The sequence below is a fragment of the Peptoniphilus equinus genome, from assembly GCF_027921445.1.
Lineage (GTDB): Bacteria > Bacillota > Clostridia > Tissierellales > Peptoniphilaceae > Peptoniphilus > Peptoniphilus equinus.
This window is the reverse complement of sequence record NZ_CP115667.1, coordinates 837,355-859,279: the sequence shown is the minus strand read 5'-3', so window position 1 is coordinate 859,279 and position 21,925 is coordinate 837,355. Positions and strand designations below refer to the sequence as shown.

Here is a 21,925-nt window from a genome sequence, read left to right as displayed (position 1 = left end):
TATGTTTATAGATAAAGCAGAAATTAAATGTCAGGCCGGTCATGGTGGCGACGGTGCCGTAGCATGGCGACGGGAAAAGTATGAGCCGGCAGGCGGTCCTGCAGGTGGTGATGGCGGCAAGGGCGGGGATGTTATTGTACGCACCGATCCCGGTCTGCACACCTTGATGGATTTTCGATACAGTCGCATTTACAAAGCAGAAAATGGCCAAGGCGGCATGAATAAATTAAAGTACGGTCGAAAAGGGCAAGATGTAGTCCTTCGTGTACCGGTGGGAACGTTGATTAAAGACAAGGAGACCGGCGGTGTCATTGCCGATTTAAAGGAGCCTAATGCACAGTTTACTGTGTGTAAAGGTGGAAAGGGCGGCAAAGGCAATGCCAAATTCCGTTCGTCTACACGTCAGGCACCTTCTTTTGCCGAAGCAGGCACGCGAGGCGAAGCTCGGGACATTATTCTCGAGTTAAAACTCCTTGCGGATGTGGGACTGGTAGGCTTTCCCAATGTAGGGAAATCCACACTCCTCTCTGTAGTATCCGCCGCCGAGCCTAAGATTGCGAACTATCATTTTACGACTTTGGAGCCGAATTTAGGTGTGGTACAGCTGGGTGACGAGCGAAGCTTTGTCCTCGCAGATATTCCCGGCCTTATTGAAGGAGCCAGTCAGGGCATCGGACTTGGCGATGAGTTTTTAAAGCATGTGGAGCGAACCAAGCTTCTCATTCATGTCATCGATGCTTCAGGAAGTGAAGGTCGTGATCCCATCGAAGATTTTGAACTGATCAATCAGGAACTCAAAGGCTATAATGAAAAACTGGCGACGAAATCGCAACTGATCTTTTTAAATAAAATGGATTTGCCTGAGTCGAAAGCGAATGCTGAAGCTTTTCGCTTAGCCTATCCGGAGCTCACTGTCTTTGAAGGTTCAGCGGCAATGAATGCCAATGTGCGTGACTTGATGAATAAAGCCTATAACGAACTGCAGGCCATCGAGACGGAGGACTATGAGACGTATGATGTGGTCTATGTGGACAACAAAGAGCGCAAGGATGGCATTGAAGTCTATGAAGAACACGGTGACTACCATATTGACGGTCCGTACATTGACAAATTGTTACGCTCCACCAATTTCGGTGATCACGAGTCCCTTCGCTATTTTCAGGAGAACCTTCGTAAAAATGGCGTCATTGATAAGCTTAAGGACTTGGGCGTAGGAGAAGGTGACAGCGTCTTTATCGGCGAGTACGAATTTGAATTTTTTGAATGAGGTAACTATGATTACAGGAAGACAACGAAGCTATTTAAAAGGTCTTGCCAACGGCCTTTCTCCCTTAATTCAAGTGGGAAAAGGGGGCCTGACACCGGGACTTATTGATCAAATTGATGTGAGTCTGGAGGATCACGAGTTGGTGAAAATTACTGTACTGAACAATGCACCTGTTGAGGTGAAGGAAATTGTGGATGAGATTTTAGATGCCACCGGTGCGGAATTTGTTCAGAGTATTGGCAGTAAACTCACACTGTATCGGCCATCTAAAGAACACCCTACCATTGATTTGCAAAAGCTATGACAAAACGCTACGGACTTATGGGCGGGACGTTTAATCCGGTGCATTTGGGCCATTTGATGATTTCAGAGTACATCCGTGAAGAAATGCACTTGGATGAAATTATCTTTATTCCAACGGGTAATCCCCCTCATAAAGAAACCCTCGATGCCAAGCTTCGCTATGAGATGGTGAAGCTTGCCACAGACGAAAATCCCTATTTTAGTACATCAGATATTGAAACGACCAGGGAGTACACGTCTTATACCATTGACACTATTGAAGCTTTGGAAAAGCAATTGGATGGGAAACTTTACTTCATTATCGGGTCGGACACCTTGTTTCAGTTGAAGACCTGGAAGAAAAAGGAGAAACTTTTAAAAAAGGTAGAGTTTATCTGTGCCATTCGTCCGGATTATGTTTCGGAGCAGATTTTGGAGTTGGAGCTGAAGTACTTACAGGACAAATACGGCGCAGTGATTCACATTGTACCTACGCCGATGTATGAAGTGTCGTCTACCGATCTTCGTGGGCGGATTGCTGAAGGGAAATCTGTGAAGTATCTCATTCCCAAAGAAGTGATTGCATATATTGAAGAAAAGGGATTGTATCGATGAATGAGATCATTGAACAGGAAATTATCAACAGAATTGGAGACAAGCGATTTAAACACAGTCTAAGAGTGGCTGAGGAGGCCCGAAAGTTGGCGCTGTACTACAACGTCGACGGCGATGCGGCTTACACTGCCGGCTACTTTCACGACTGCGCCAAGGTCAAAGATGTGCGTCTGCTTTTACAATTGGCAGCTGAACATCACTTGGACCTCACAGAGGATATGAAACAGTCTCCCATGATTATTCATGGGTTTCTCGGTGCGAAGATGGCACAAAGCTGTTACGGGGTGATAGATCCCGAGGTCTTGGACGCTATGCGATATCATACTACGGGTAGAGCCAATATGAGCACTTTGGAGAAGATTGTATACATTGCCGATGCCATTGAACCGAAGCGCAATTATCGCGGTATAGAGCGGGCACGACAGTTGGCCTATGAGGATTTGGATCGCGCGGTCTATGAGAATATGAATTATACCATTTCAGATTTAGCACGTAAGCACTATTATATTGCTGAGCTCACTGTGACAGCTCGCAATGATTTATTGGTTACCAAGGGACCTTGGGAGGAGTGGCGCAGTTAATGGGACGGTTTTTTAAGGCGTTTTTCGCCACACTTTTTATACTGATCATACTGTTTATCGGGTCGATCGGTTTCTTTATTTTGAAAAATCACATTGAGAATCCTTCCGATTTCTTCAATGAAATTTTAAATGATTCATCTGGTCGGGAAACTTTTTTACTTATCGGTGTCGACAGTAAAGACAGAAATTCCACAGAGACTTTAAACGGGATCCGCTCCGATACCATTATGGTTGTGAGCATGGATACCCACACGGGACAGACCAGTATGGTCTCTGTACCGCGAGATACCTACGCCGCCATAGAAGGCCACGGCAAGCAAAAAATCAACCATGCCTATCACTTTGGAGGGCCGGAGCTCACCTTACAGACCGTGAACAACGCATTGGGTACGGACATCCGCTACTATGTGGTCATGGACTATGAGTTTGTCAAGAAAGTGACGGACATTGTTGGCGGCGTGAATGTGGATGTACCTATAGATATGGAATATAACGATGAATACTCCGATCCGCCGCTTCACATCAATCTGAAAAAAGGGCCTCAAAACCTGAATGGGGATGAAGCCATTCAATTTCTTCGTTTCAGGAAAGGTTATGCCAATCAGGATTTAGGTCGTGTGGAGGCACAACAACAATTTGCAGGTGCATTTCTGGATAGACTGAAAGAGCCGAAGACACTCTTAAAGGCGCCGCTGTTGCTTCAGGCATACGAACAGTACACCAACACCGATTTGCCGTTCTCCAGTGTGGTTAAGATAGGGAAAAATGTAGGAAGTTTCAGCCTGGACAATATCAGTACCTCGACACTTCCCGGAGTGCCGGGATACCGAAATAAAATTTCTTATTTCTTTTTGAACGATGATGACACGGATGCACTCTTACGGGAACTACACATTAAAGGAGAATAAATGGTCGAAGATAAATTAAAAATCATTCAAGACGCCTGCGAGAATAAAAAGGGCGTGGACATTAAAGTTTTGGATATCAAAAGGATGTCGTCTATTGCAGACTACTTTGTCATCGTCAGTGGGAACTCTTCCACACAAGTCGGTGCATTAGCTGATGACATTGAAGACAAGATGGAAGCAGCCGGATATCATGCTACAAATTTAGAAGGGAAGAACTCTCTGCGTTGGATTCTCTTGGATTTTGATGATATAATAGTTCATGTATTCCATAAAGATGAACGTGAATACTATAACATTGAACGTCTATGGACAGATGATTCAGTTCATGAAACTAAGGAGGATTAATATGAAAATTTTAGCTACAGAAAAAGCACCTGCAGCAGTAGGCCCATATTGCCAAGGTGTCGTAACGGGTAATCTGGTATACACTTCCGGTCAATTGCCATTGGTTCCTGAAACAGGTGAACTTGTCAGTGATGATATTAAAAAAGCAACCCTTCAATCTTTGAACAATGTGAAAGCTATTGTTGAAGAAGCAGGCTCAAGCGTTGAAAAAATTGTTAAAGTGAATATCTTTTTAGATAATATTGATGATTTTGCTGCTGTCAACGAAGTTTATGCAGAATTCTTCGGCGAGCACAAACCAGCTCGTTCATGTGTTGAAGTTGCCAAACTTCCTAAGAACGGCTTACTTGAAATTGAAGCTATTGCTGAACTGTAAAATTTGAAATCCGCTAAGGCTTGCCTTGGCGGATTTTTTTGTATAGGAAGTTTTACGATCATTGGGGAAAGGGGTACAAGGCCATGGACCCAGCCAGGGATGAAGAGCTTGCCCACGGATTACCTCTCTGTGTGGCGGCGTTAGAGCTAAACCCACAGCTGAGCCATTGATTTCAAAGGCTATAGCAGAAGATGGCTTGGTACGAGCCTGTATACACAGAGGTTAATGACACCGTAAAGATGTTTGTATAAATTCCCATAAAAAATACTCCACACTTTTGTATGGAGTATTTTTTTGAAACTCTTTAGTTTTTCGAAGGCGCTGCATCGATGGTTTGTTTCGTGTCCTTCTTTTCCGAGTGGGTTTTGATCGGTTTAAAGGTGATTTGTGCAATGTTAAAGGCGTGGTCACCGATACGCTCCAGCGTTGAAATAATATCTACAAAGAGGGAAGTCATGACAGTCGCCTTGACGTGGCGAGTGGTAAGACGGGTGAAATGGGACTCGCGAAGTTGGTACTCCAGGAGGTTTAAATTATTTTCATCCTCTTTCATGGTTTCAAAAAGTGCGGCGTCTTTGGTTTTAAAAACTTCCACGGCATTGACATAGATGTGGGTGATCAGTTCGTAAATGTCGAGGAGCTCTTCCATGGCATCTTCAGGGACTTTTTCGCCCACGTCATAAATACTGTTGTAATATTCGGCTAGGTTTTGCGCTAAGTCCGACACACGTTCAAAGTTCTTTTGAACTTGAATATCTATTGAATATTCCAAAATTAAATCCGGTGAGAGATCCTCTTTAGAAATTTGCAATAGATACGTGGCAATCTCAGTATCCTGTTGATTGACCAAATCTTCAATTTGATTAACCTTTTCAAAGTACTTTTTGTCACCGGTGATTAAAAGCTCTTTCGACGTCGTCAAGGTTTGGAGTGCTAAATCCGATGCGGATTCAATGGCAAGGCGCGCTTGCTTCAAAGCACCGGCAGGGAAGGTTTTAATCATGGCATCGTCCAGTTCCACGCGGCCATAGTTAATGGCAAGTTCATCTTTGCCCGGCAAGATCTTGTTGAGGATCTTGCTAATATGATTGATAAAAGGCAAGAAGATCAACATCCCTATAAAGTTAAACATAAAGTGTCCCACAGCGATGGTCATCAGCTTGTTGAGCTCAAATTTGTCGGCGATGAGCAGGAGCAGCGACTGATAGGGATAAATTAAAATAATAAAGACAATGGACACGGAAATGTTAAACAGCAAGTGGAACAGAGATGTTCGGCGTGCGGAGAGACTTGCTCCAATAGATGCGAGCAGTGCCGTAACCGTGGTGCCGATGTTGGCGCCAAATACCAGACCCAGTGCCGCAGTCAGAGGGACGGCATCGGTGGCATAGAGAGTTTGAACAATACCTACAATGGCACTGGAGGATTGTATGACACCGGTAATGATGGCCCCGACAAGTGCACCGAAGACCGGTGTGGAGCTCATACTGACCACAATGCGTTCGAAGCCAGGCAGATTTTTCAGTTCTTTTAGCGCGTCACCCATGAGATTTAGGCCGATGAAGAGCAGTCCGAATCCGATGATGATTTCACCGGCATAAGACATCTGTTTTTTAGATGCCAGCATATACATAAATACGCCGATAAGTATGATGAAATACGCATAGTAATCCAAATCAAAACCGATGAGGATGGAAGTGACGGTGGTACCGATATTGGCGCCGAGGGTAATACCGATGGCTTGTTCCAAACTCATTAAGCCTGCACGGACCAGCGAAATGGCAATAACGGTTGTAGCGGATGACGATTGCATAATCCCTGTCATCAGTACGCCGACAAAAATAGCCATAATAGGGTTAGATGTATAACGTTCAATATAGGTGCGGATTTTTGTGCCGGCAAAGTTAGTTAAACTGTCACCCATAAGTTTAATGCCGAACAAAAATAAAGCCAGGCCTCCGGCAATGTTATGCCACTGAATATTGGCCAGCGTAAAGGTTGATCCCATAGTGTCCTCCTGATTTAATGTCAGTTTAATTATAACAAAGAATAGGGGGTATCTCTATGCGAATATTAAATTTTGGTAAAGTTTGTAAAAATGCGGTATAAAAAATCCCTGCACCAAGACAGGGATTTAATCGTTTTGAAATTCAGGCAGGACTTCAGGACTGTCGTTTTGCAACGATTTTTGTATGTCCAATATCCGTTGATTGGAGGAGCCGCGAAACCTGAGGCGTAAGTTTTTTAGCGTATGAATGAAAAGACCGTCGACCAAAACGTCGCAAAGGGCGAGAAGTTGTCGCTGCTTGGGCTCTTGCACCAGTGTTTCGAAAGTGTAACCGGAGTAAATCCAGATGGATTTATCCGTGGCTTGTCGGATAGCTGAAACGATCGGTAGAAGTTCCTCCGTATTTTGAAACGGCTCGCCGCCGAGAATGGTCAGTCCATCGACCAAGTCGGAGTTCAAATAGGTAATGACCAGCTCCGTTTCTGTATCGGTCCATACCTCACCGTAATTGAAATCTTGATATTCACCGTTAAAACACTCCGGACAGCGGTGAGTACATCCTGTGACAAAGAATGTCGTGCGGATTCCGGGGCCGTTGGCGACGTCGAATTGACGGATTTGACCGTAACGCATCAGATGTGCAGCACGCGGTCGCCAATTTCTTTGGTACGACCTTCATTCCAGAAATTTTCACCAAGGTAGCCGCAGGTGCGCCGCACCACGGTCAAGGTTGATTTGTCGGTGTTGTGACATTGAGGGCATTCCCACTGACCTTTGTCATTCAGTTTTATTTCACCGTCGAAGCCGCAGTTGGCACAGTAGTCACTCTTAGTGTTGAACTCTGCATATTGAATATTGTCATAGATATAGCGCACCAGAGTTTCAAGAGCTTCTAAATTGTGGCTCATGTTTGGAATTTCCACATAGGAGATACAGCCGCCGCCGGATTTGTCCTGGAACTTCGCTTCAAAGTTAAACTTTTCAAAGGCAGAGATCTTTTCTCTCACGTCCACATGGAAGGAATTGGTGTAATACCCCTTGTCCGTGACATCTTCAATGATACCGAACCGTTTTTTGTCGATGCGGGCAAAGCGGTTGGTCAAGGACTCGGCAGGGGTACCATAGACGGCAAAGGCAAGCCCTGTCTCTTTCTTCCATGCATCTTTTTTCTCGTTGAGCATATCCATAATTTTCATCGCGAAAGCTTCACCTTTTTTAGACGTATTGGATTCGCCGATGACAAGTTTGGTTGCCTCATAAATACCGATGTAACCAATGGTGACGGTGGAATAACCATTTTGAAGCAGCGGCAAGATAGGCTCGTGCTTACCTAAACGGGCAATGGCGCCGTGTTGCCAGTGGATTGGTGAGGCGTCGCTGATGACGTTTTTGAGATGTTCGTAGCGAAGGAGTCCGACACGTTTTACAAGCTCCAGACGCTTTTCTAAAATTTCAAAGAACTTGGCTTCATCGCCGGCGGCTAATATGCCGATTTGCGGTAAATTGATGGTACAGACACCGATATTGAAACGGCCGTCAAACTTGTAGTTGCCTTTGTCATCTTTGTATGTGGAGAGAAACGCGCGGCATCCCATAGGACTGAAGACATTGCCTTCGTAATTTTCGCACATTTTTTTGGCTGAGATATAGTCAGGATACATACGCTTTGCCGTACAGCGAATAGCAAGGGATGTGAGATTGTAAAAGCGGGATCCGGGACGAACATTATTCTCATCCAGAACGTAGATGAGTTTCGGGAAGGCAGGCGTGACATAGACGCCGGCATCGTTTTTAATCCCTTGAATCCGCTGTTTCAAAATTTCCTCAATGATCATAGCAATTTCTTCCACATAAGGATCGGTCTCATTCAATTGCATAAATAACGTGACAAAAGGGGCCTGTCCGTTCGAGGTCATTAAGGTATTGATTTGATACTGGATGGTTTGAATACCGCTTTCCAAATCTTTCTGTGTCATCTTTTGGGCCATTTTTTCTGCTAAGGTGACATCGCCAAGAGTTTCAATGGCCAGGGAGAGATTCTTGTCGTAAGAACGTCTCAGGTATTTTCCAAGACAGGCAATATCAATGCTTTGTCCACCGTATTGATTGGATGCAATTTGCGCAATGATTTGAGTCATGACGTTGCAAGCCACTTGGAACGACTTCGGCGTTTCAATCATTTTTCCGTTGACCACCGTGCCATTGTCCAACATATCTTTCATATTGACCAGACAGCAGTTAAAAATCGGCTGAATGATATAGTCCATATCGTGAATATGTATGGCTCCCGATTCATGGGCATCGACGAGATCGGCAGGGATAAGCTTCCGTTTTGCAATATCCTTGGATACTTCACCGGCGATCAGATCACGCTGGGTTGAGGCGATAACGGCATTTTTATTGGAGTTTTCGTCCATCACATCGGCGTTGGTTTGATTGAGCAGACCGAGGATTTCATCGTCTGTGGTATTTTGTTCGCGTTTGTAGGCTTGAACAGCTTTGTAGTTTTCGTAAGCACGTGCCGTGGCAGGATTGCCGCCTGCTATCAGCTTATAGTAGACTAATTCTTCCACGTCGCTGATGGACATGGTAGTGGACTTGTCGTTGGCCACAGCTTCGATTTCTTTGGCGATGTCCTCCGCCTGACCTTCGATATAGACACCGCTCATGGAATTCATGGCTTTTTCAATGGCTATTTTGATTTTTGAACGGTCAAAGGGCGCTCTTGATCCGTTTCGTTTAATAACCTCCAACATACTAAAATCTCCTTTGCTAATTTCTGAATAGAGTATACTACATCTTGTGTCGGCGTTCAAATCAATTTCTTAAAGGGTACCATATCTTGGAATGCGGAAAAGATGGGTAAAGAGACTGAAATAGCGGAAAGTGAAAGGGTATAAAAGGGAATAGAATAAAATTTTAAAAAGGAGCACCTAGTGAAGTTAACTATTTTTACCGATGTGGTGGACACTTGGTCCTGGGGCGAAGAAAAAGTATTGCGAGCGCTACAGTATCTGTACGGGGATCGTGTGAAATTTGAATTTGTCATGGGCGGCATGATTGAAGATTATCGCGATCTCTTGCCACAAAATATGAAGGATCAGGATTCGGCAGACATGGCGAACGGTATTTTACATGCCATGTGGACGACAGGCGTCATAGTCCACGGCATGCCTATCAGTGATGTGCCGCCCAAGCTTTTTACACCGAATCAAAGCAGTACAAATCGACTGGATGAATATGTGGTAGCTGTGCGTGAAGTTGCACCAAACCGAACCCACGACTTTCTGAGAAGATTGCGGGAGGCAACGCTGGTGGACGGTAAAGTGACTACTGATCCCGAAGTTTTTAAAGAATTGATAAGAGTGTGCGGTATCGACGAAACTGACGTGGCGTCCGTATTGAATGGGAGAAGCCGGGAGCTTTTCTTAGAAGACAGGATGGCCACTTTTGACAGACGTGTTGAGCGCTTTCCAACCTTTATGTATACAGATGACAACCACAGAGAATACTTGCTTAAAGGGTATCAGAGGTTAGATCAGTTAGTTGATTTTATTCAGAGACATCACTCGATGGCACAACATCCGGTGAATGACAGTATTGAAGGTGTTAAAGCTTTTATCGAAAGCTACCCAAGAGTTTTTGAGGCAGAAGTTCTCACTTTGTTTGCTCATGGGAGGGAGCACTTAGACCAACTTCTTCAACAAGACGGCAACTATGTACTTGAAAAAGGTGAAATAAAAAGGACCAACGATTAAGTCGGTCCTTTTTTGTGTTACTGGTTATTTCTAAGTTTCAGATCAATGGCACGGGCAGCTTCTTTGCCGGCACCCATGGCAAGGATAACGGTGGCGGATCCGGTGACGGCGTCGCCGCCGGCGTAGATGAAATCACGGGATGTCTTTCCGTGGTCATCGGTTTGAATGCCGCCGCGTTTTGTGGTCGCCAGCGAGTCGGTTGTGGATGCAATGAGCGGGTTTGGATTGGTACCTAGAGCCATAATAATGGTTTGATATGGCTCAAAGTGTTCAGAACCTTCAATCGGTACCGGACTGCGCCGACCGGATTCATCCGGCTCACCCAACTCATTGGTCACGTTGATGACACCTTTGACCCAACCATATTCGTCAGCTTGAATTTCAACAGGTGCTGTGAGCATTTTAAAGGTGATACCTTCTTCTTTGGCATGTTCCACTTCTTCCACCCGGGCAGGCAGCTCTTCTTCCGTGCGGCGGTATAGAATGTCCACTTCAGCACCAAGACGGCGTGCCACACGTGCCGCATCCATTGCGACGTTGCCGCCGCCGACAACGGCCACTTTTTTACCAAGCACGACTGGTGTGTCGTAACCGTCTTCAAAGCTGTGCATTAAGTTATTGCGGGTGAGGAATTCATTGGCGGAGAGTACACCATTCAAATTTTCTCCGGGGATGTTCATAAATCGAGGAAGCCCTGCACCGGAACCGATAAAGACAGCTTCAAATCCTTCTTTCAACAATGCGTCAACAGTGACGGTACGACCAATGACAGTGTCGTTAACAAAGTTGACGCCCAGTTTTTTCAAATTATCAATTTCATGATGTACAACCGCATCCGGAAGACGGAAGGAAGGAATGCCATAGATAAGCACGCCGCCATTTTGGTGAAGTGCTTCAAAAATAGTCACTTCATAACCCATGCCGGCAAGTTCTCCGGCGCAGGAAATCCCTGCTGGACCGCAGCCTACAATGGCCACTTTATGTCCATTAGCGTTCGGTTTCTCTACAATTTGAATATCATGATCACGTGCGTAATCCGCCGCAAAGCGTTCCAATTTACCAATGGCGACACTGTCACCGCGTTTGTTTAAAATACAACGTGCTTCACACTGTGTTTCCTGTGGGCAAACCCGGCCGCATACAGCAGGTAGAGCAGTGTATCGTGAGAGGACTTTAGCCGATTGTTCAAAATTACCCGAGACAATTTCTTTGATAAAGCCGGGGATATCAATAGATACAGGACATCCGCCGACACATTGCGGATTTTTGCAGTTAAGACAGCGTGAGGCTTCTTGGCGTGCTTCGTCTTCTGTGTAGCCTAAGCACACTTCATCAAAATTATTTTTGCGCACATCCGGATCTTGATTGGAAATAGGCACGCGCGTAAAGCGATCTTGAGGCGCCTTGTCTGATGTAGCGTCCGTTTGTGCAGCTTCTTCGGCGTGTTGACGGCGCAGGGCGACATCAATGGTGCACTCGTGATCTTGATGCTGATTTTTTTTAGCGGTGATGTAATTATCCAGATTGGCATCGGAAAATTGGCGCTGGCGGGAGAGGGCTGAATCAAAATCCACTAAGTGACCGTCAAACTCCGGTCCGTCGACGCACGCGAACTTCGTTACATCACCGACGCGCACCCGACAAGCCCCGCACATGCCGGTTCCGTCAACCATAATCGGATTCAGAGAGACGATGGTTTTCAGGTTGTATTTTTTTGTGGTCATGGCGACAAACTTCATCATGATCATAGGTCCGATACTGATACACTGCGTGTAGTCTTTGTGTTCGTTATCAATGAGATCTACAATTTTATCAGTGACCAGACCTTTAAAACCGAGTGAACCGTCGTCGGTTGCCAGATATAGATTATCGCAAACGGCGCGAAGTTCATCTTCCAAAATAGTGAACTCTTTATTTTTCGCTCCGGAGATAATATCTACATGGGCACCGCGATTATGTAAGTATTTTGCTTGAGGATAGACCGGAGCTGTGCCTACACCGCCAGCGACAAAAAGAAAGCGTTCCGCTTTAAGCTCTTCATCGTTCAAGTGCATAAATTCCGATTCCCGACCGAGAGGGCCAACAAAATCCTGAATTTTGTCGCCTTCTTCCAATGCGCAAAGTTTTTTTGTGGATTGACCTGAGGCCTGTACCACGATGCGAACGGTACCTTGTGCGACGTCGTAATCGGAGATAGTCAACGGAATACGCTCGGCATATTTATCGGTAATGACGATAACAAATTGTCCGGGCTTAGCTGATGCGGCTACGCGCGGCGCATAGATTTGCATGGAATATATATTTGGAGCTAGCGTTTGTTTTTCTTTAATTTCGTACATGAAATTCTCCTTCCGGGGATTTAAACTGATTGTGTGAATCTACACATAGAAAGTATAACAAATATTCCGCTACTGTCCATATTTTATTACGACGAGGTACACAATAAAAATTTTGTACTTTTAAAATTTTGGTATATTATAAGATATAAATTATTTCAGGAGAAGGGCAGGTGCGACAATGAGATATTTTTCAACACGAGGCGGTGATCAAGCTGCATCGACAACGGAAGCATTATTGCGAGGTCTGGCACGTGACGGGGGACTCTATGTGCCGGAGTTCATTCGGCCTATGACATTTTTGGTCGACGATCTGGAACATTTAAACTATGCGGACATGGCTTACAAAGTTATTTCAACGATCTTTGACGATTTGGACGAGGGAGAACTTCGAGCTGCTATCAATGATGCTTATGCAGCCTTTCCCGGCGATGTGCTTCCCGTTAAGAAGCTGAAAGATACTTATGTCATGGAGCAATTTCATGGCCCGACACGAGCGTTTAAGGATTTTGCATTGAGTCTTTTGCCTCGGCTGCTTGCCATGGCATTAAAAGAACAAGGTGAGTCTAAAACAGCATTGGTTCTCACTGCGACATCTGGAGATACCGGATCTGCCGCTATTCATGGGTTTAAAAATGTACCGAACACCGAGATCATTGTCCTCTATCCGAAAGAGGGTATTAGCGAAGTACAGCGAGCACAAATGCTGATAAAAGGAAATAATGTCCATCCCCTTGCCATTGAAGGGAATTTCGACGATGCACAGCAAGCTTTGAAGCATCTGTTTAATGATCGGGACTTTAATAACTATGTCGGTCAACACGGCTACTTTGTCACCTCGGCCAATTCCATTAACATCGGACGACTGGTGCCTCAAATTGCTTATTATTTTTATACGTATTATACTTTGGTGAAGCAGGGCGAAGTGACTTTTAATGAACCGATTACTTTTGTGGTTCCTACAGGGAACTTTGGCAATCTCCTGGCGGGACACTTTGCAAAATTAATGGGATTACCTATTCAGGATCTGGTACTTGCCAGCAATAAAAACAACGTGTTGACCGATTTTGTCCGCACCGGCGTCTATGATGGGAATCGGCCTTTTTACACCACCGTTTCACCGTCGATGGATATTCTCATCTCCAGTAACTTAGAGCGATATCTCTATCTTATGACTGAAAATGCTGATGAGATCAAATCCCTATACCAGGATTTGACCAATACAGGGTGCTTTGAATACTCAGGCGAAATGGGCAACCTTTATGGCTGGACTTGCTACGAAGCGGATACTTTGGAGCAAATAAAAACAACCTATGCCAATGATCAGTATCTGGTCGATCCTCATACAGCAACGGCCGTTTTTGCCGCGGCAAAGTACAGAGAGGCACATAACTATAAAACGGTCGTCAATGCTACAGCATCGCCGGTGAAGTTTGCGCCGACGATTTTTAAGGCTTTGGGCAAGCACTGTGATAACGACGCGCAGGCGCTAGATAAAGTGATGGCGATGATGAATGATCGACGATTTTTAGATGAAGGCGGCGACGTCGAGGAGCGTGTGATTGCTAAAGCATCTATTCAAGAAGTAATTGAGGCATGTATCCATGAAGATTAGAGTTCCCGGCACATCGGCAAATTTAGGGGCAGGTTTTGACCTGCTGGGACTGGCGTTGTCGATTTATAATTCTTTTGAAATTACTTTAAAAAATCCAGGTGAAGTCCAAGATGAGACAGACAATTTAGTGGTGAAAGCCTTCGGTTACTTTTATGCACAACAAGGAATGAATCCGCCAGCCATCGATGTCAGGATTACAGGCGACGTACCTGTCAGCCGTGGCTTAGGGTCTTCAGCTACATGCATTGTGGCAGGCCTGATGGCTGCCAATGAACTCAGCGGTTTAAACCTGTCAAAGTTTGAACTTCTGAGTATGGCAGCAGACTTGGAAGGTCACGGGGATAATGTCAGCGCAGCGCTCTTCGGTGCCTTGACCATGTACTACCAAGGTCATCTACTCCGTAAACGAGTGAGTCCACTACTCACATTTTATGCGTTGATTCCGGACTATATACAGTCTACCGAAGCGTCACGAAAGGCATTGTCCCGAACACTGGTGATTGAAGATGCCGTCCAGAATATGGCAGCAACGGTGCTAACCATAGAGAGTCTTGTCGAAGGTGATGTGGAGCTTTTAAAGCGTCTGCCTCAGGATACCCTGCACGAAGCACGTCGCATGGCAAAAATCCCCGGCGCACTCAGTATAAAAGAAACGCTGCAAAATCAGGGCAGAGTCTTTTTAAGCGGTTCCGGTTCCACGTTACTGTTTATCGCGGATCAAAGTTTTAAGAACCCTTTGGTTTTCGAAGGCTACAAGGTGTGTGCACTTTCCGTAGACGAAGAGGGTGCTGTCTATGAGCCTTAAAAATAAACCCGTCGCTATTGCAGCGGCGCTCTTTTGTATGATCTTATGGGCTTCTGCAGTTCCTATGATTAAAACGCAATATGCCCTCTTCCATATCCCGCCGAATGATATCGGTTCCAGATTTTTACTGGCTGGGTTGCGTTTTTTCATCTCGGGGATTATGGTACTGATCTATTTTAAATGGATTCGCCATCAAACCGTGACGGTGGACAACGGACAATGGGGATTTCTCTTAAAAATAGCCCTGATACAAATCACAGCCCAGTATATGCTTTACTATTTGGGACTCGCTTATACGCAAGGGGTCAAAGCGGCAGTTATTCAGTCTTTTAACGCCCTCCTTATTGTGATCATGTCTGTGGTTATGATTTCGGCGGAACATTTTACTACTAAAAAAGTTGCAGCCATTGCACTTGGCACCGTGGGACTTATTATTGCAAATGCCGGCGGACTTCAAGGCGGCTTTACGCTACGGGGGGAAGGCGCCATCCTTTCGAGTACCATTTTGAATGCCTATTCTCTGATTCTTGTCAAGCGGGATGGGGTTCACATTCCTTCGCCCATTATAAGTATTGTACAATTTTTAGTGGGTTCGCTGCCACTGATTGTACTGGGCCTTTTACTTAAAGATACGCATTGGCAGCATAGCACTATCGGAATTATCTCCATTTTTTATGGCGGTTTTGTCTCTGCAACAGCATTTACGTTATGGTACAATATTTTAAAAATTCACAGCTCGAGTGAATTTGGATTCTACAAGATATTTGTGCCTATTTTCGGTTCGATGTTAAGCATGCTGGTCCTTGGTGAAGTGTTAAGCGCATCGCTGTTTATCGGACTATGCTGCTGCGTGGTAGCAACCGGTATTCTCAATATTCGCACACATAAACGTATGTAAAAATATACAAAAAAGTATCGCACATCTAAATGGATGTGCGATACTTTTTTGTATATTTTTATTCTGCCATGGTATGGTGGCGTATGGTGAGAAGGAAAGCTTCCAGGACATTGGCTAAATGAATCGTGGGAAGCGTCCCTTCAATTTCATACATATTGCCGGTCTTTTTTTGAAAAATGGAAGCATCCATCTTATCTGCCACATCCTTGAGATTGACATTAATATCATAAGAACGAGCCACATAAAACTCGGATTGCTCTTTTAAAGGAAAGCCTAAAATGACTGCCGTTTTTGACTCCTTAATCAACAGTCGAGCCGCAGCAATCGCTTCTTCCACCTTAAATTCACGGACGACTTTGTAAATGTAATTAATGCCGTCAATTTCCGTTTTGACTTTGCGTAGAGCTTCTATAGCCTTATCAGCGCTTGTCGGTGGTTCGATGGCGGCTTCCTTGGCCTGAGCCTGATTTAAGCTTTCAGTCATCTCATAAGGGTGATGAGTTAACGCCGCGTCTGACGACAGATTGGACGGGTCATCGTTTTTGATCGCATCAGGCTCAACCGTTGATGCGTCAGGTTCGTCACTGTCTTGGGAGCGGTTCAGATCCGTTGGAGAGGGTGTGCCATTCTCGAACGATAGGGGTGGGGGATTTTTTTGTAAAGTCGCTTCATAGTTTCTATCCAGAATTAAGTCTTTGACTTTACGGCCAATTTGATCTTCCGAGACTTGTAAGTACTGAGTGAGATTTTCAATCAGTTTTGATTTTTTAAAATAGTCATCAAAAGCTCGTCGTCCGGTTAAAATATGCAGTGTAATGGTATCCGTATTGCGAGAAATCTCAGCAATGCGTAAAATGGCACATTCGCCGGTACGTTCTAATGCAGGCCCTTCAGCAGTGACAGAGCCATAACCGCGCACATAGAAACGTCCGTCATTATTTTTTACGGTGAGATTGCTAAGGAGCAGATGATTGACTATCGTTTCAATTTTAGATACCAACGTAAAAGAAATATCTTTGCCGGTGAAACTTACGGTATTATCTGATGGGGTAATGCGATAGTCCATGTCGATGTTGTCAAGAATTTTTCTCAGCACCATGCGCACCATGGCATTACCTAAAATTTGCTGCATGAGATCTAATCGGTGGTCATAGTCCAATTCAAATGTCAGCTTAGCTTCATCGGACTGAAAGTATACTTTACCGTCCTCTACGAACCATTTAGGTTCACGACGATTCACGGTAAAGATATCGCCATAAACTCGGTCGGTGCCTAAAAAGACATTGCTTGACGTTGCTTCATAGTAGGATTGATCGTCTCTTAGTAGATGCGTACCAGGTTGTACGGTATAGTTTTTTTCGTATGCATAATTCATATATCTAAGTTCCATAAATTACCTCACGACATATTTTACCATACTCTTTAGAATAATTATCGAGTAAAATAAAGAAGAGGTGATGACTGTGGCGATTTTGATAGTAAGTGCACTTTTGGCATTGATTTATCCTTTTCACGGCGTCGTTATTGCATTGGGATTGATAGGGATTATAGTTTCTGACCAGGCATTTAAAAAGACGATGGTACTTTTTCTTGCCGGGTTTCTCTTCGCCTCTCTCCACGTTATGCCTCTTACAGACCCTTTACCGGCCACTGTGGCAGGGCAGGGTATCGTTGTGGATCAGAATTTTAAAGATGCAACGCGCTATACGGTACAGGTAAGTCCCTTTCAAAAAATTCTTTTATATAGCGATACCTCTTTGAAGTTAGGAGATATTGTTGCATTTGATGGCAATTATCACAAGCCGTTAGGGAAGATGAACCCTTCCGATTTTAATTATCACAGGTATTTACAGTCCGAAGGCATTGTAGGTAGCGTGTATTCAAAAGCTGTACAAAAGCTGGGAATCAACCCATTATTTGGATATAAAGGCCAATTTCGGGAGTTTGTTATCGACAAGCTTTCTTCGCTCCGGACGACGAGCCGCACCTTTCTTTCCGGTGTTATTCTTTCTGATAGCAGTATTTTAATAGAGGAAGATCAGGAACTTTATCGCGATCTGGGGATTGGCCACTTGCTCGCCATGTCCGGGTTTCATGTCACATTGGTCACCGGGTGTATCAGTGGTCTTTTAAGTGTGTTGCGTTTACATAAAAAACACCGTTACTTAATCGCGCTTGCTCTGATGCTAATTTATATTTTTCTTGTTGGATTACCGATATCGGCGCTTCGGGCTTGGCTCATGTCATGCGGTATTTTTCTTGCGTTTTTAAGACAAAGGAAAGAAGAAAAATTAAAAAATATCTTGGGAAGCTTAGGCTGTATTTTAATTTTAAATCCGTTCGGAATATACAGTGTGTCACTTTGGCTCAGTTTCGGCGCCGTTGTCGGCTTATACTTTGTCTATCCGCGACTTAAAAGTTTATGGCATGTGGAGGGAATCGTAAGAGAAAGCGTGCTACTCAGCGTCAGCGTCTTTCTCATACTGCTGCCTCTTACAGCATGGAATTTCTACACAATAACTTGGATATCGGTTCTCAGTAATGTGCTTCTCGTACCTATATTCTCTTTAGCTATGCTATTAGGTTTCATCTTTGTCTTTACACCGCTATCTTTTTTTGTCGCACCAGCTTTGGAATTGTGTCTGAGTTTGGGGCGACAATTGGGCGCGTGGCTAATCTTTAAACCTGTTGTGGTTGGAAAGCCCACAGTCTTATATATGATCCTGTACTATGTGGCACTCTTTTTACTCCTTCGCATTGGACGAGACAGAGTTTTTCAGCCTATTAAACCGGTTCTTTTCTCAGGATTGGCAGCTCTTGTCATAGTGCAGGGATTTCTCCTTGTGCCGCCGGAACTTGCTATTCACTCCATATACGTAGGACAGGGAGATAGTTCACTGGTCACCATTGGATATAAAAATTATTTAATTGATGCTGGGGGAAGTCGCTTTGAGAATCAGCGTCCTGGTAAGTACTATGTACTAAATAAGTTGAAATCTAAGGGGATTACGCACCTAGACGGCTTATTTATTTCTCACTTTGATGAAGATCATGTGGACGGCGTCTTGGACTTACTGGGAGAGATTACCATTGACAAAGCGTACCTTCCTTATTATGAAGATAATATCTATATCAAAAGTTTGAATCGGTACACTCAGCTTAGCTATTTAGATCGGCTCCAAGTTGGCGCATTTGAATTTAAAAACTTGGGTAATTATCGGAGCTATAATGACGCCAATGAAAATTCTATGGTGCTACATTTAAAAGGGCCTCATTTTAACGGCTTGTTTACAGGCGATGCAGGCCGAGTTAATTTTTCTGGGCCCTTAAATTATTTGAAAGTCGCTCACCACGGTTCAAAGAACTCACTGGATAGCCGTCTTATTTCAAACTCTCGCCCTGACTTTGCAACGATCAGTGCCGGCGTAGACAACAGTTATAATCATCCTCACGGCGAAGTGCTCACTGCTTTACGTCGAGCGGGCACAACAGTTAAAGTCACTAAAGAGGCAGGGGAGATTGATTTTGTTTTAAATCGAGGCCAGACATATGTTATAGGTTATAAGGAGTCACCGGTCTTTTGCGGCGTGGTCATCCTTGGAGCTGTCCTGACTTCACTGGTACTCAGTGCCGAAGTTTGGATGTATAGGAAGTTGAGGGAATATGTTGAATTGGAATGCACTACTGGATAAACCTTTCGGCCCTTACCTCTTTTATGGGGAAGAGCAATTGTCAATGGATCGAGTTATAGAGCAAGTTAAGACTAGTTTTGTCGATGGGACATATGAGGAATTTAATCTTATTCTGCTGGACGGAGCAGATTTGACACAGGATCGTTTGTTTTCCGCAGTAGAACGGCTGCCTGTGTTTGCATCAAAGAAAGTGGTGCTGATTAAAAATTTTGTCGAGACCTTAAAAACGTTTCAGGACGATTATCTGACTTTTTTTGATACACCGCATCAAGATACGTTGATCATCTTTTTAGATTATGACAATGAGCTCAACAAATCGACAAAGCTCTATAAAATGTTTAAAGATAAGGGACGGGCGTGGCATTTTGCACCGCTTAAGCCTCAGGAGTTACGCCGATTTTTAGAAAATAAACTCGCAGCTCACAGTGTGACTTTTACACCGTCGGACATCAGTTATCTGGCTCAAAAAACAGGATACGGTTCCCGAAACCGAGATGTACGTTTGTATGAGTTGGATAATGAATTGAATAAGCTCATTGGCGCAAGTGATGGCTATCTGAGTCGAGAGAATATTGATCAACTCTACTCGACGTCGGCGGATACCAATATTTTTAACTTTCTCGATGCACTTGCCTTAAAAAAAAGTCGAGCCGTCTACAAGGAGCTCGCTAATCTTCATGATTTGGGTGAACCGTTAGGGCGAATTTTTTATATGGTAGCTCGTCAATATAAGCATTTACTTCAGTATAAAATCCGCAGTGGTCGTATATCTGATAAGCAGCTCATGGATGAGTTGGGTGTGAAGGCCTTCGAATTTAAAAAGATCAAAACTTACGGCGATCGCTACACGTTAAACGCACTACAAACTATCTACCAAGAGCTCTTAGATTATGATCACACCGTTAAGACTCGCAGTGTTGTGGAAGGTCCGCTTTTCGAGGCTTTGATCATGAGTATTTTACAAAAATCTTAAAGGAGCTATGATGTCTCAACTGTCTCACTTCAATACCACATATCTTACACTGCCCCAAAAGTTTTATACCAAAGAAGTTCCTTTGTCGACCTCAAAACCTAAGTTACTTTACTTCAACGAGAATCTAGCAAAAGCTTTAGAATTCTCGGAATATGATGTAAAAAGGTGGAAAGAAGACTACTATAGTATGCGTCATCTTCCCGAAGAGAGCGCCCTTATCAGCCAAAGCTATATGGGACATCAATTCGGTTATCTTACTATGTTGGGGGATGGCAGAGCTTTGCTTTTGGGGGAAGTTTTATCTCAAGATAGACAGCGATTTGATATTCAGTATAAAGGTTCGGGGCGTACTGCATTTTCCCGCGGCGGAGACGGCAAGGCGACACTGGGACCCATGCTTAAAGAATATCTTTTCTCTGAAGCCATGTATCAACTTGGAATTCCGACAGCTCGTTCACTGTCTGTAGCACTGACAGGCGATACTGTCTATCGCGATAAACCTCTACAGGGGGCAGTGCTCACTCGTGTGGCATCCTCACATTTACGTATAGGTACGTTTCAATTTGCGGCCTATCAAGGGAGTATAAACGATTTAAAATCTTTGGCTGATTATGCCATGGAGCGCCATTATCCAAAAGTTGTGCGCACGCAGCAACCGTACTTAGCTTTTTATCGTGAAGTGGTTAAAGCTCAGGCTCATACCATTGCATTATGGATGGCTTATGGTTTTATCCACGGTGTGATGAACACGGATAATATGACTATTTCAGGGGAAAGCATTGACTATGGTCCTTGTGCTTTTATCGATAAGTTTGATTTGAAGGCGGTATACAGCTCTATTGATACACAGGGACGCTATGCCTTTGGGAATCAGAAAGACATTGGAAAATGGAACTTGGCTAGATTTGCAGAAGCGCTGGTGCCGCTCATACACGGCGAAGGGAAAAAGGCTACTGAGCTTTTAACATCGGTTCTGGAAGATTATGATGCCTATTTTGAAAAAACTTACTATCAGACACTTGCAAAGCGGCTTGGGCTTTTGACCTACGAGGCGGAAGACGACGATTTAATCTGGAGTTTTTTAAAGACCATGGAAGCTGTGCCATTGGATTACCATAATGTCTTTTTGGATCTCACATTTGACACAGTAAATAAACACGAGTATCAGAACAATACCTTTGAAATATGGCTTAAGAGATGGCAAAACCGTGTGGCTTCGCAAGATTCCGAAACTATGCTGCATCTCATGAAGTCAACCAATCCTGCGCTTATTGCTCGTAATTATTGGGTCGATCAGGCCATCAGTCTGGCCGAAAAAGGGGACTTTTCGCTATATGAAGCTCTTTATCAAGCTTTAAGTGATCCGTTTGCCCATGCAGCATATCAAAATCGATTTCAACATGTTCCGGCTAACTTCGACTATGTCACTTACTGCGGGACATAAAAACGCCTCTTTACCTGATGTA

Annotated in this window: 19 protein-coding genes; 14 read left to right on the top strand and 5 right to left on the bottom strand. The window is 44.2% G+C overall.

What is annotated here, in order from left to right:
* Nucleotide 1 precedes the first annotated feature (1 nt).
* Genes obgE through O6R05_RS04145 form a run of 7 tightly spaced genes read left to right on the top strand, consistent with a single transcriptional unit; the run spans nucleotide 2 to nucleotide 4,374 of the window.
* On the top strand, nucleotides 2-1,267 hold the full coding sequence (obgE, locus tag O6R05_RS04175) for a GTPase ObgE (RefSeq protein ID WP_271190746.1): 1,266 nt from the start codon (nucleotides 2-4) through the stop codon (nucleotides 1,265-1,267).
* Between the two features lie 7 nt (nucleotides 1,268-1,274).
* On the top strand, nucleotides 1,275-1,571 hold the full coding sequence (gene yhbY, locus O6R05_RS04170; protein WP_271190745.1) for a ribosome assembly RNA-binding protein YhbY: 297 nt from the start codon (nucleotides 1,275-1,277) through the stop codon (nucleotides 1,569-1,571).
* Nucleotides 1,568-2,164, top strand: a complete 597-nt coding sequence (gene nadD, locus O6R05_RS04165) for a nicotinate-nucleotide adenylyltransferase (RefSeq protein WP_271190744.1) — start codon at nucleotides 1,568-1,570, stop codon at nucleotides 2,162-2,164. Before yhbY ends, nadD begins: the two co-directional genes overlap by 4 nt.
* On the top strand, nucleotides 2,161-2,745 hold the full coding sequence (gene yqeK / locus O6R05_RS04160; protein WP_271190743.1) for a bis(5'-nucleosyl)-tetraphosphatase (symmetrical) YqeK: 585 nt from the start codon (nucleotides 2,161-2,163) through the stop codon (nucleotides 2,743-2,745). The genes nadD and yqeK overlap by 4 nt, the downstream gene beginning before the upstream one ends.
* Nucleotides 2,745-3,653 carry an LCP family protein gene (locus tag O6R05_RS04155; RefSeq protein WP_271190742.1) on the top strand — a complete coding sequence of 303 codons (909 nt, stop codon included), beginning with the start codon at nucleotides 2,745-2,747 and terminating at the stop codon, nucleotides 3,651-3,653. The genes yqeK and O6R05_RS04155 overlap by 1 nt, the downstream gene beginning before the upstream one ends.
* Entirely contained in the window at nucleotides 3,654-3,998 is a 345-nt protein-coding gene (gene rsfS, locus O6R05_RS04150) for a ribosome silencing factor (protein WP_271190741.1), read from the top strand. It begins immediately after the preceding gene.
* Between the two features lies 1 nt (nucleotide 3,999).
* A complete protein-coding gene (locus O6R05_RS04145; protein ID WP_271190740.1) occupies nucleotides 4,000-4,374 on the top strand; it encodes a RidA family protein in 375 nt (124 codons plus the stop codon).
* A 304-nt stretch (nucleotides 4,375-4,678) separates the two neighbouring features.
* On the opposite strand, the gene O6R05_RS04140 is transcribed toward O6R05_RS04145, so the two are convergent.
* The 3 genes from O6R05_RS04140 to nrdD form a co-directional block, all read right to left on the bottom strand.
* Entirely contained in the window at nucleotides 4,679-6,382 is a 1,704-nt protein-coding gene (locus O6R05_RS04140) for a Na/Pi cotransporter family protein (protein ID WP_271192273.1), read from the bottom strand.
* A 126-nt stretch (nucleotides 6,383-6,508) separates the two neighbouring features.
* The gene (gene nrdG / locus O6R05_RS04135) at nucleotides 6,509-7,015 is read right to left on the bottom strand and encodes an anaerobic ribonucleoside-triphosphate reductase activating protein (RefSeq protein WP_271192272.1); all 507 of its coding nucleotides are present in this window, start codon (nucleotides 7,013-7,015) and stop codon (nucleotides 6,509-6,511) included.
* Nucleotides 7,015-9,138, bottom strand: a complete 2,124-nt coding sequence (nrdD, locus tag O6R05_RS04130; protein WP_271192271.1) for an anaerobic ribonucleoside-triphosphate reductase — start codon at nucleotides 9,136-9,138, stop codon at nucleotides 7,015-7,017. Before nrdD ends, nrdG begins: the two co-directional genes overlap by 1 nt.
* A gap of 180 nt (nucleotides 9,139-9,318) precedes the next feature.
* Between nrdD and O6R05_RS04125 the strand changes: the two genes are divergently transcribed.
* Nucleotides 9,319-10,140: a DsbA family protein gene (locus O6R05_RS04125; RefSeq protein WP_271192270.1), complete on the top strand. Its 822-nt coding sequence runs from the start codon at nucleotides 9,319-9,321 to the stop codon at nucleotides 10,138-10,140.
* 17 nt (nucleotides 10,141-10,157) lie between these two features.
* Here O6R05_RS04125 and gltA read toward each other — a convergent pair whose 3' ends face one another.
* Nucleotides 10,158-12,479, bottom strand: coding sequence for an NADPH-dependent glutamate synthase (gene gltA / locus O6R05_RS04120; RefSeq protein ID WP_271192269.1), 2,322 nt, complete (start codon nucleotides 12,477-12,479; stop codon nucleotides 10,158-10,160).
* Between the two features lie 178 nt (nucleotides 12,480-12,657).
* On the opposite strand from gltA, the gene thrC reads away from it, so the two are divergent.
* Genes thrC through O6R05_RS04105 form a run of 3 tightly spaced genes read left to right on the top strand, consistent with a single transcriptional unit; the run spans nucleotide 12,658 to nucleotide 15,794 of the window.
* Nucleotides 12,658-14,091 carry a threonine synthase gene (thrC, locus tag O6R05_RS04115; RefSeq protein WP_271192268.1) on the top strand — a complete coding sequence of 478 codons (1,434 nt, stop codon included), beginning with the start codon at nucleotides 12,658-12,660 and terminating at the stop codon, nucleotides 14,089-14,091.
* Complete coding sequence (gene thrB / locus O6R05_RS04110; RefSeq protein WP_271192267.1) at nucleotides 14,081-14,896, top strand: homoserine kinase; 816 nt, start codon at nucleotides 14,081-14,083, stop codon at nucleotides 14,894-14,896. The genes thrC and thrB overlap by 11 nt, the downstream gene beginning before the upstream one ends.
* A complete protein-coding gene (locus O6R05_RS04105) occupies nucleotides 14,886-15,794 on the top strand; it encodes a DMT family transporter (RefSeq protein ID WP_271192266.1) in 909 nt (302 codons plus the stop codon). The genes thrB and O6R05_RS04105 overlap by 11 nt, the downstream gene beginning before the upstream one ends.
* A 58-nt stretch (nucleotides 15,795-15,852) precedes the next feature.
* Here O6R05_RS04105 and O6R05_RS04100 read toward each other — a convergent pair whose 3' ends face one another.
* Nucleotides 15,853-17,184, bottom strand: a complete 1,332-nt coding sequence (locus tag O6R05_RS04100; RefSeq protein ID WP_271192265.1) for a hypothetical protein — start codon at nucleotides 17,182-17,184, stop codon at nucleotides 15,853-15,855.
* Nucleotides 17,185-17,257: 73 nt separating this feature from the next.
* Between O6R05_RS04100 and O6R05_RS04095 the strand changes: the two genes are divergently transcribed.
* Genes O6R05_RS04095 through O6R05_RS04085 form a run of 3 tightly spaced genes read left to right on the top strand, consistent with a single transcriptional unit; the run spans nucleotide 17,258 to nucleotide 21,903 of the window.
* Nucleotides 17,258-19,486 carry a ComEC/Rec2 family competence protein gene (locus O6R05_RS04095; RefSeq protein ID WP_271192264.1) on the top strand — a complete coding sequence of 743 codons (2,229 nt, stop codon included), beginning with the start codon at nucleotides 17,258-17,260 and terminating at the stop codon, nucleotides 19,484-19,486.
* On the top strand, nucleotides 19,458-20,459 hold the full coding sequence (gene holA / locus O6R05_RS04090) for a DNA polymerase III subunit delta (protein ID WP_271192263.1): 1,002 nt from the start codon (nucleotides 19,458-19,460) through the stop codon (nucleotides 20,457-20,459). Before O6R05_RS04095 ends, holA begins: the two co-directional genes overlap by 29 nt.
* 7 nt (nucleotides 20,460-20,466) lie before the next feature.
* Nucleotides 20,467-21,903, top strand: a complete 1,437-nt coding sequence (locus O6R05_RS04085) for a protein adenylyltransferase SelO (protein ID WP_271192262.1) — start codon at nucleotides 20,467-20,469, stop codon at nucleotides 21,901-21,903.
* Nucleotides 21,904-21,925 lie beyond the last annotated feature (22 nt).

Bases quoted from the DNA above. Each gene is read 5' to 3' on its own strand.
- holA (WP_271192263.1), top strand. From the start codon at position 19,458: ATGTTGAATTGGAATGCACTACTGGATAAACCTTTCGGCCCTTACCTC.
- nrdD (WP_271192271.1), bottom strand. From the start codon at position 9,138: ATGTTGGAGGTTATTAAACGAAACGGATCAAGAGCGCCCTTTGACCGT.
- O6R05_RS04105 (WP_271192266.1), top strand. From the start codon at position 14,886: ATGAGCCTTAAAAATAAACCCGTCGCTATTGCAGCGGCGCTCTTTTGT.
- yqeK (WP_271190743.1), top strand. From the start codon at position 2,161: ATGAATGAGATCATTGAACAGGAAATTATCAACAGAATTGGAGACAAG.
- O6R05_RS04155 (WP_271190742.1), top strand. From the start codon at position 2,745: ATGGGACGGTTTTTTAAGGCGTTTTTCGCCACACTTTTTATACTGATC.
- obgE (WP_271190746.1), top strand. From the start codon at position 2: ATGTTTATAGATAAAGCAGAAATTAAATGTCAGGCCGGTCATGGTGGC.
- thrB (WP_271192267.1), top strand. From the start codon at position 14,081: ATGAAGATTAGAGTTCCCGGCACATCGGCAAATTTAGGGGCAGGTTTT.
- thrC (WP_271192268.1), top strand. From the start codon at position 12,658: ATGAGATATTTTTCAACACGAGGCGGTGATCAAGCTGCATCGACAACG.
- O6R05_RS04085 (WP_271192262.1), top strand. From the start codon at position 20,467: ATGATGTCTCAACTGTCTCACTTCAATACCACATATCTTACACTGCCC.
- O6R05_RS04140 (WP_271192273.1), bottom strand. From the start codon at position 6,382: ATGGGATCAACCTTTACGCTGGCCAATATTCAGTGGCATAACATTGCC.
- nrdG (WP_271192272.1), bottom strand. From the start codon at position 7,015: ATGCGTTACGGTCAAATCCGTCAATTCGACGTCGCCAACGGCCCCGGA.
- nadD (WP_271190744.1), top strand. From the start codon at position 1,568: ATGACAAAACGCTACGGACTTATGGGCGGGACGTTTAATCCGGTGCAT.
- rsfS (WP_271190741.1), top strand. From the start codon at position 3,654: ATGGTCGAAGATAAATTAAAAATCATTCAAGACGCCTGCGAGAATAAA.
- gltA (WP_271192269.1), bottom strand. From the start codon at position 12,479: ATGTACGAAATTAAAGAAAAACAAACGCTAGCTCCAAATATATATTCC.
- O6R05_RS04100 (WP_271192265.1), bottom strand. From the start codon at position 17,184: ATGGAACTTAGATATATGAATTATGCATACGAAAAAAACTATACCGTA.
- yhbY (WP_271190745.1), top strand. From the start codon at position 1,275: ATGATTACAGGAAGACAACGAAGCTATTTAAAAGGTCTTGCCAACGGC.
- O6R05_RS04145 (WP_271190740.1), top strand. From the start codon at position 4,000: ATGAAAATTTTAGCTACAGAAAAAGCACCTGCAGCAGTAGGCCCATAT.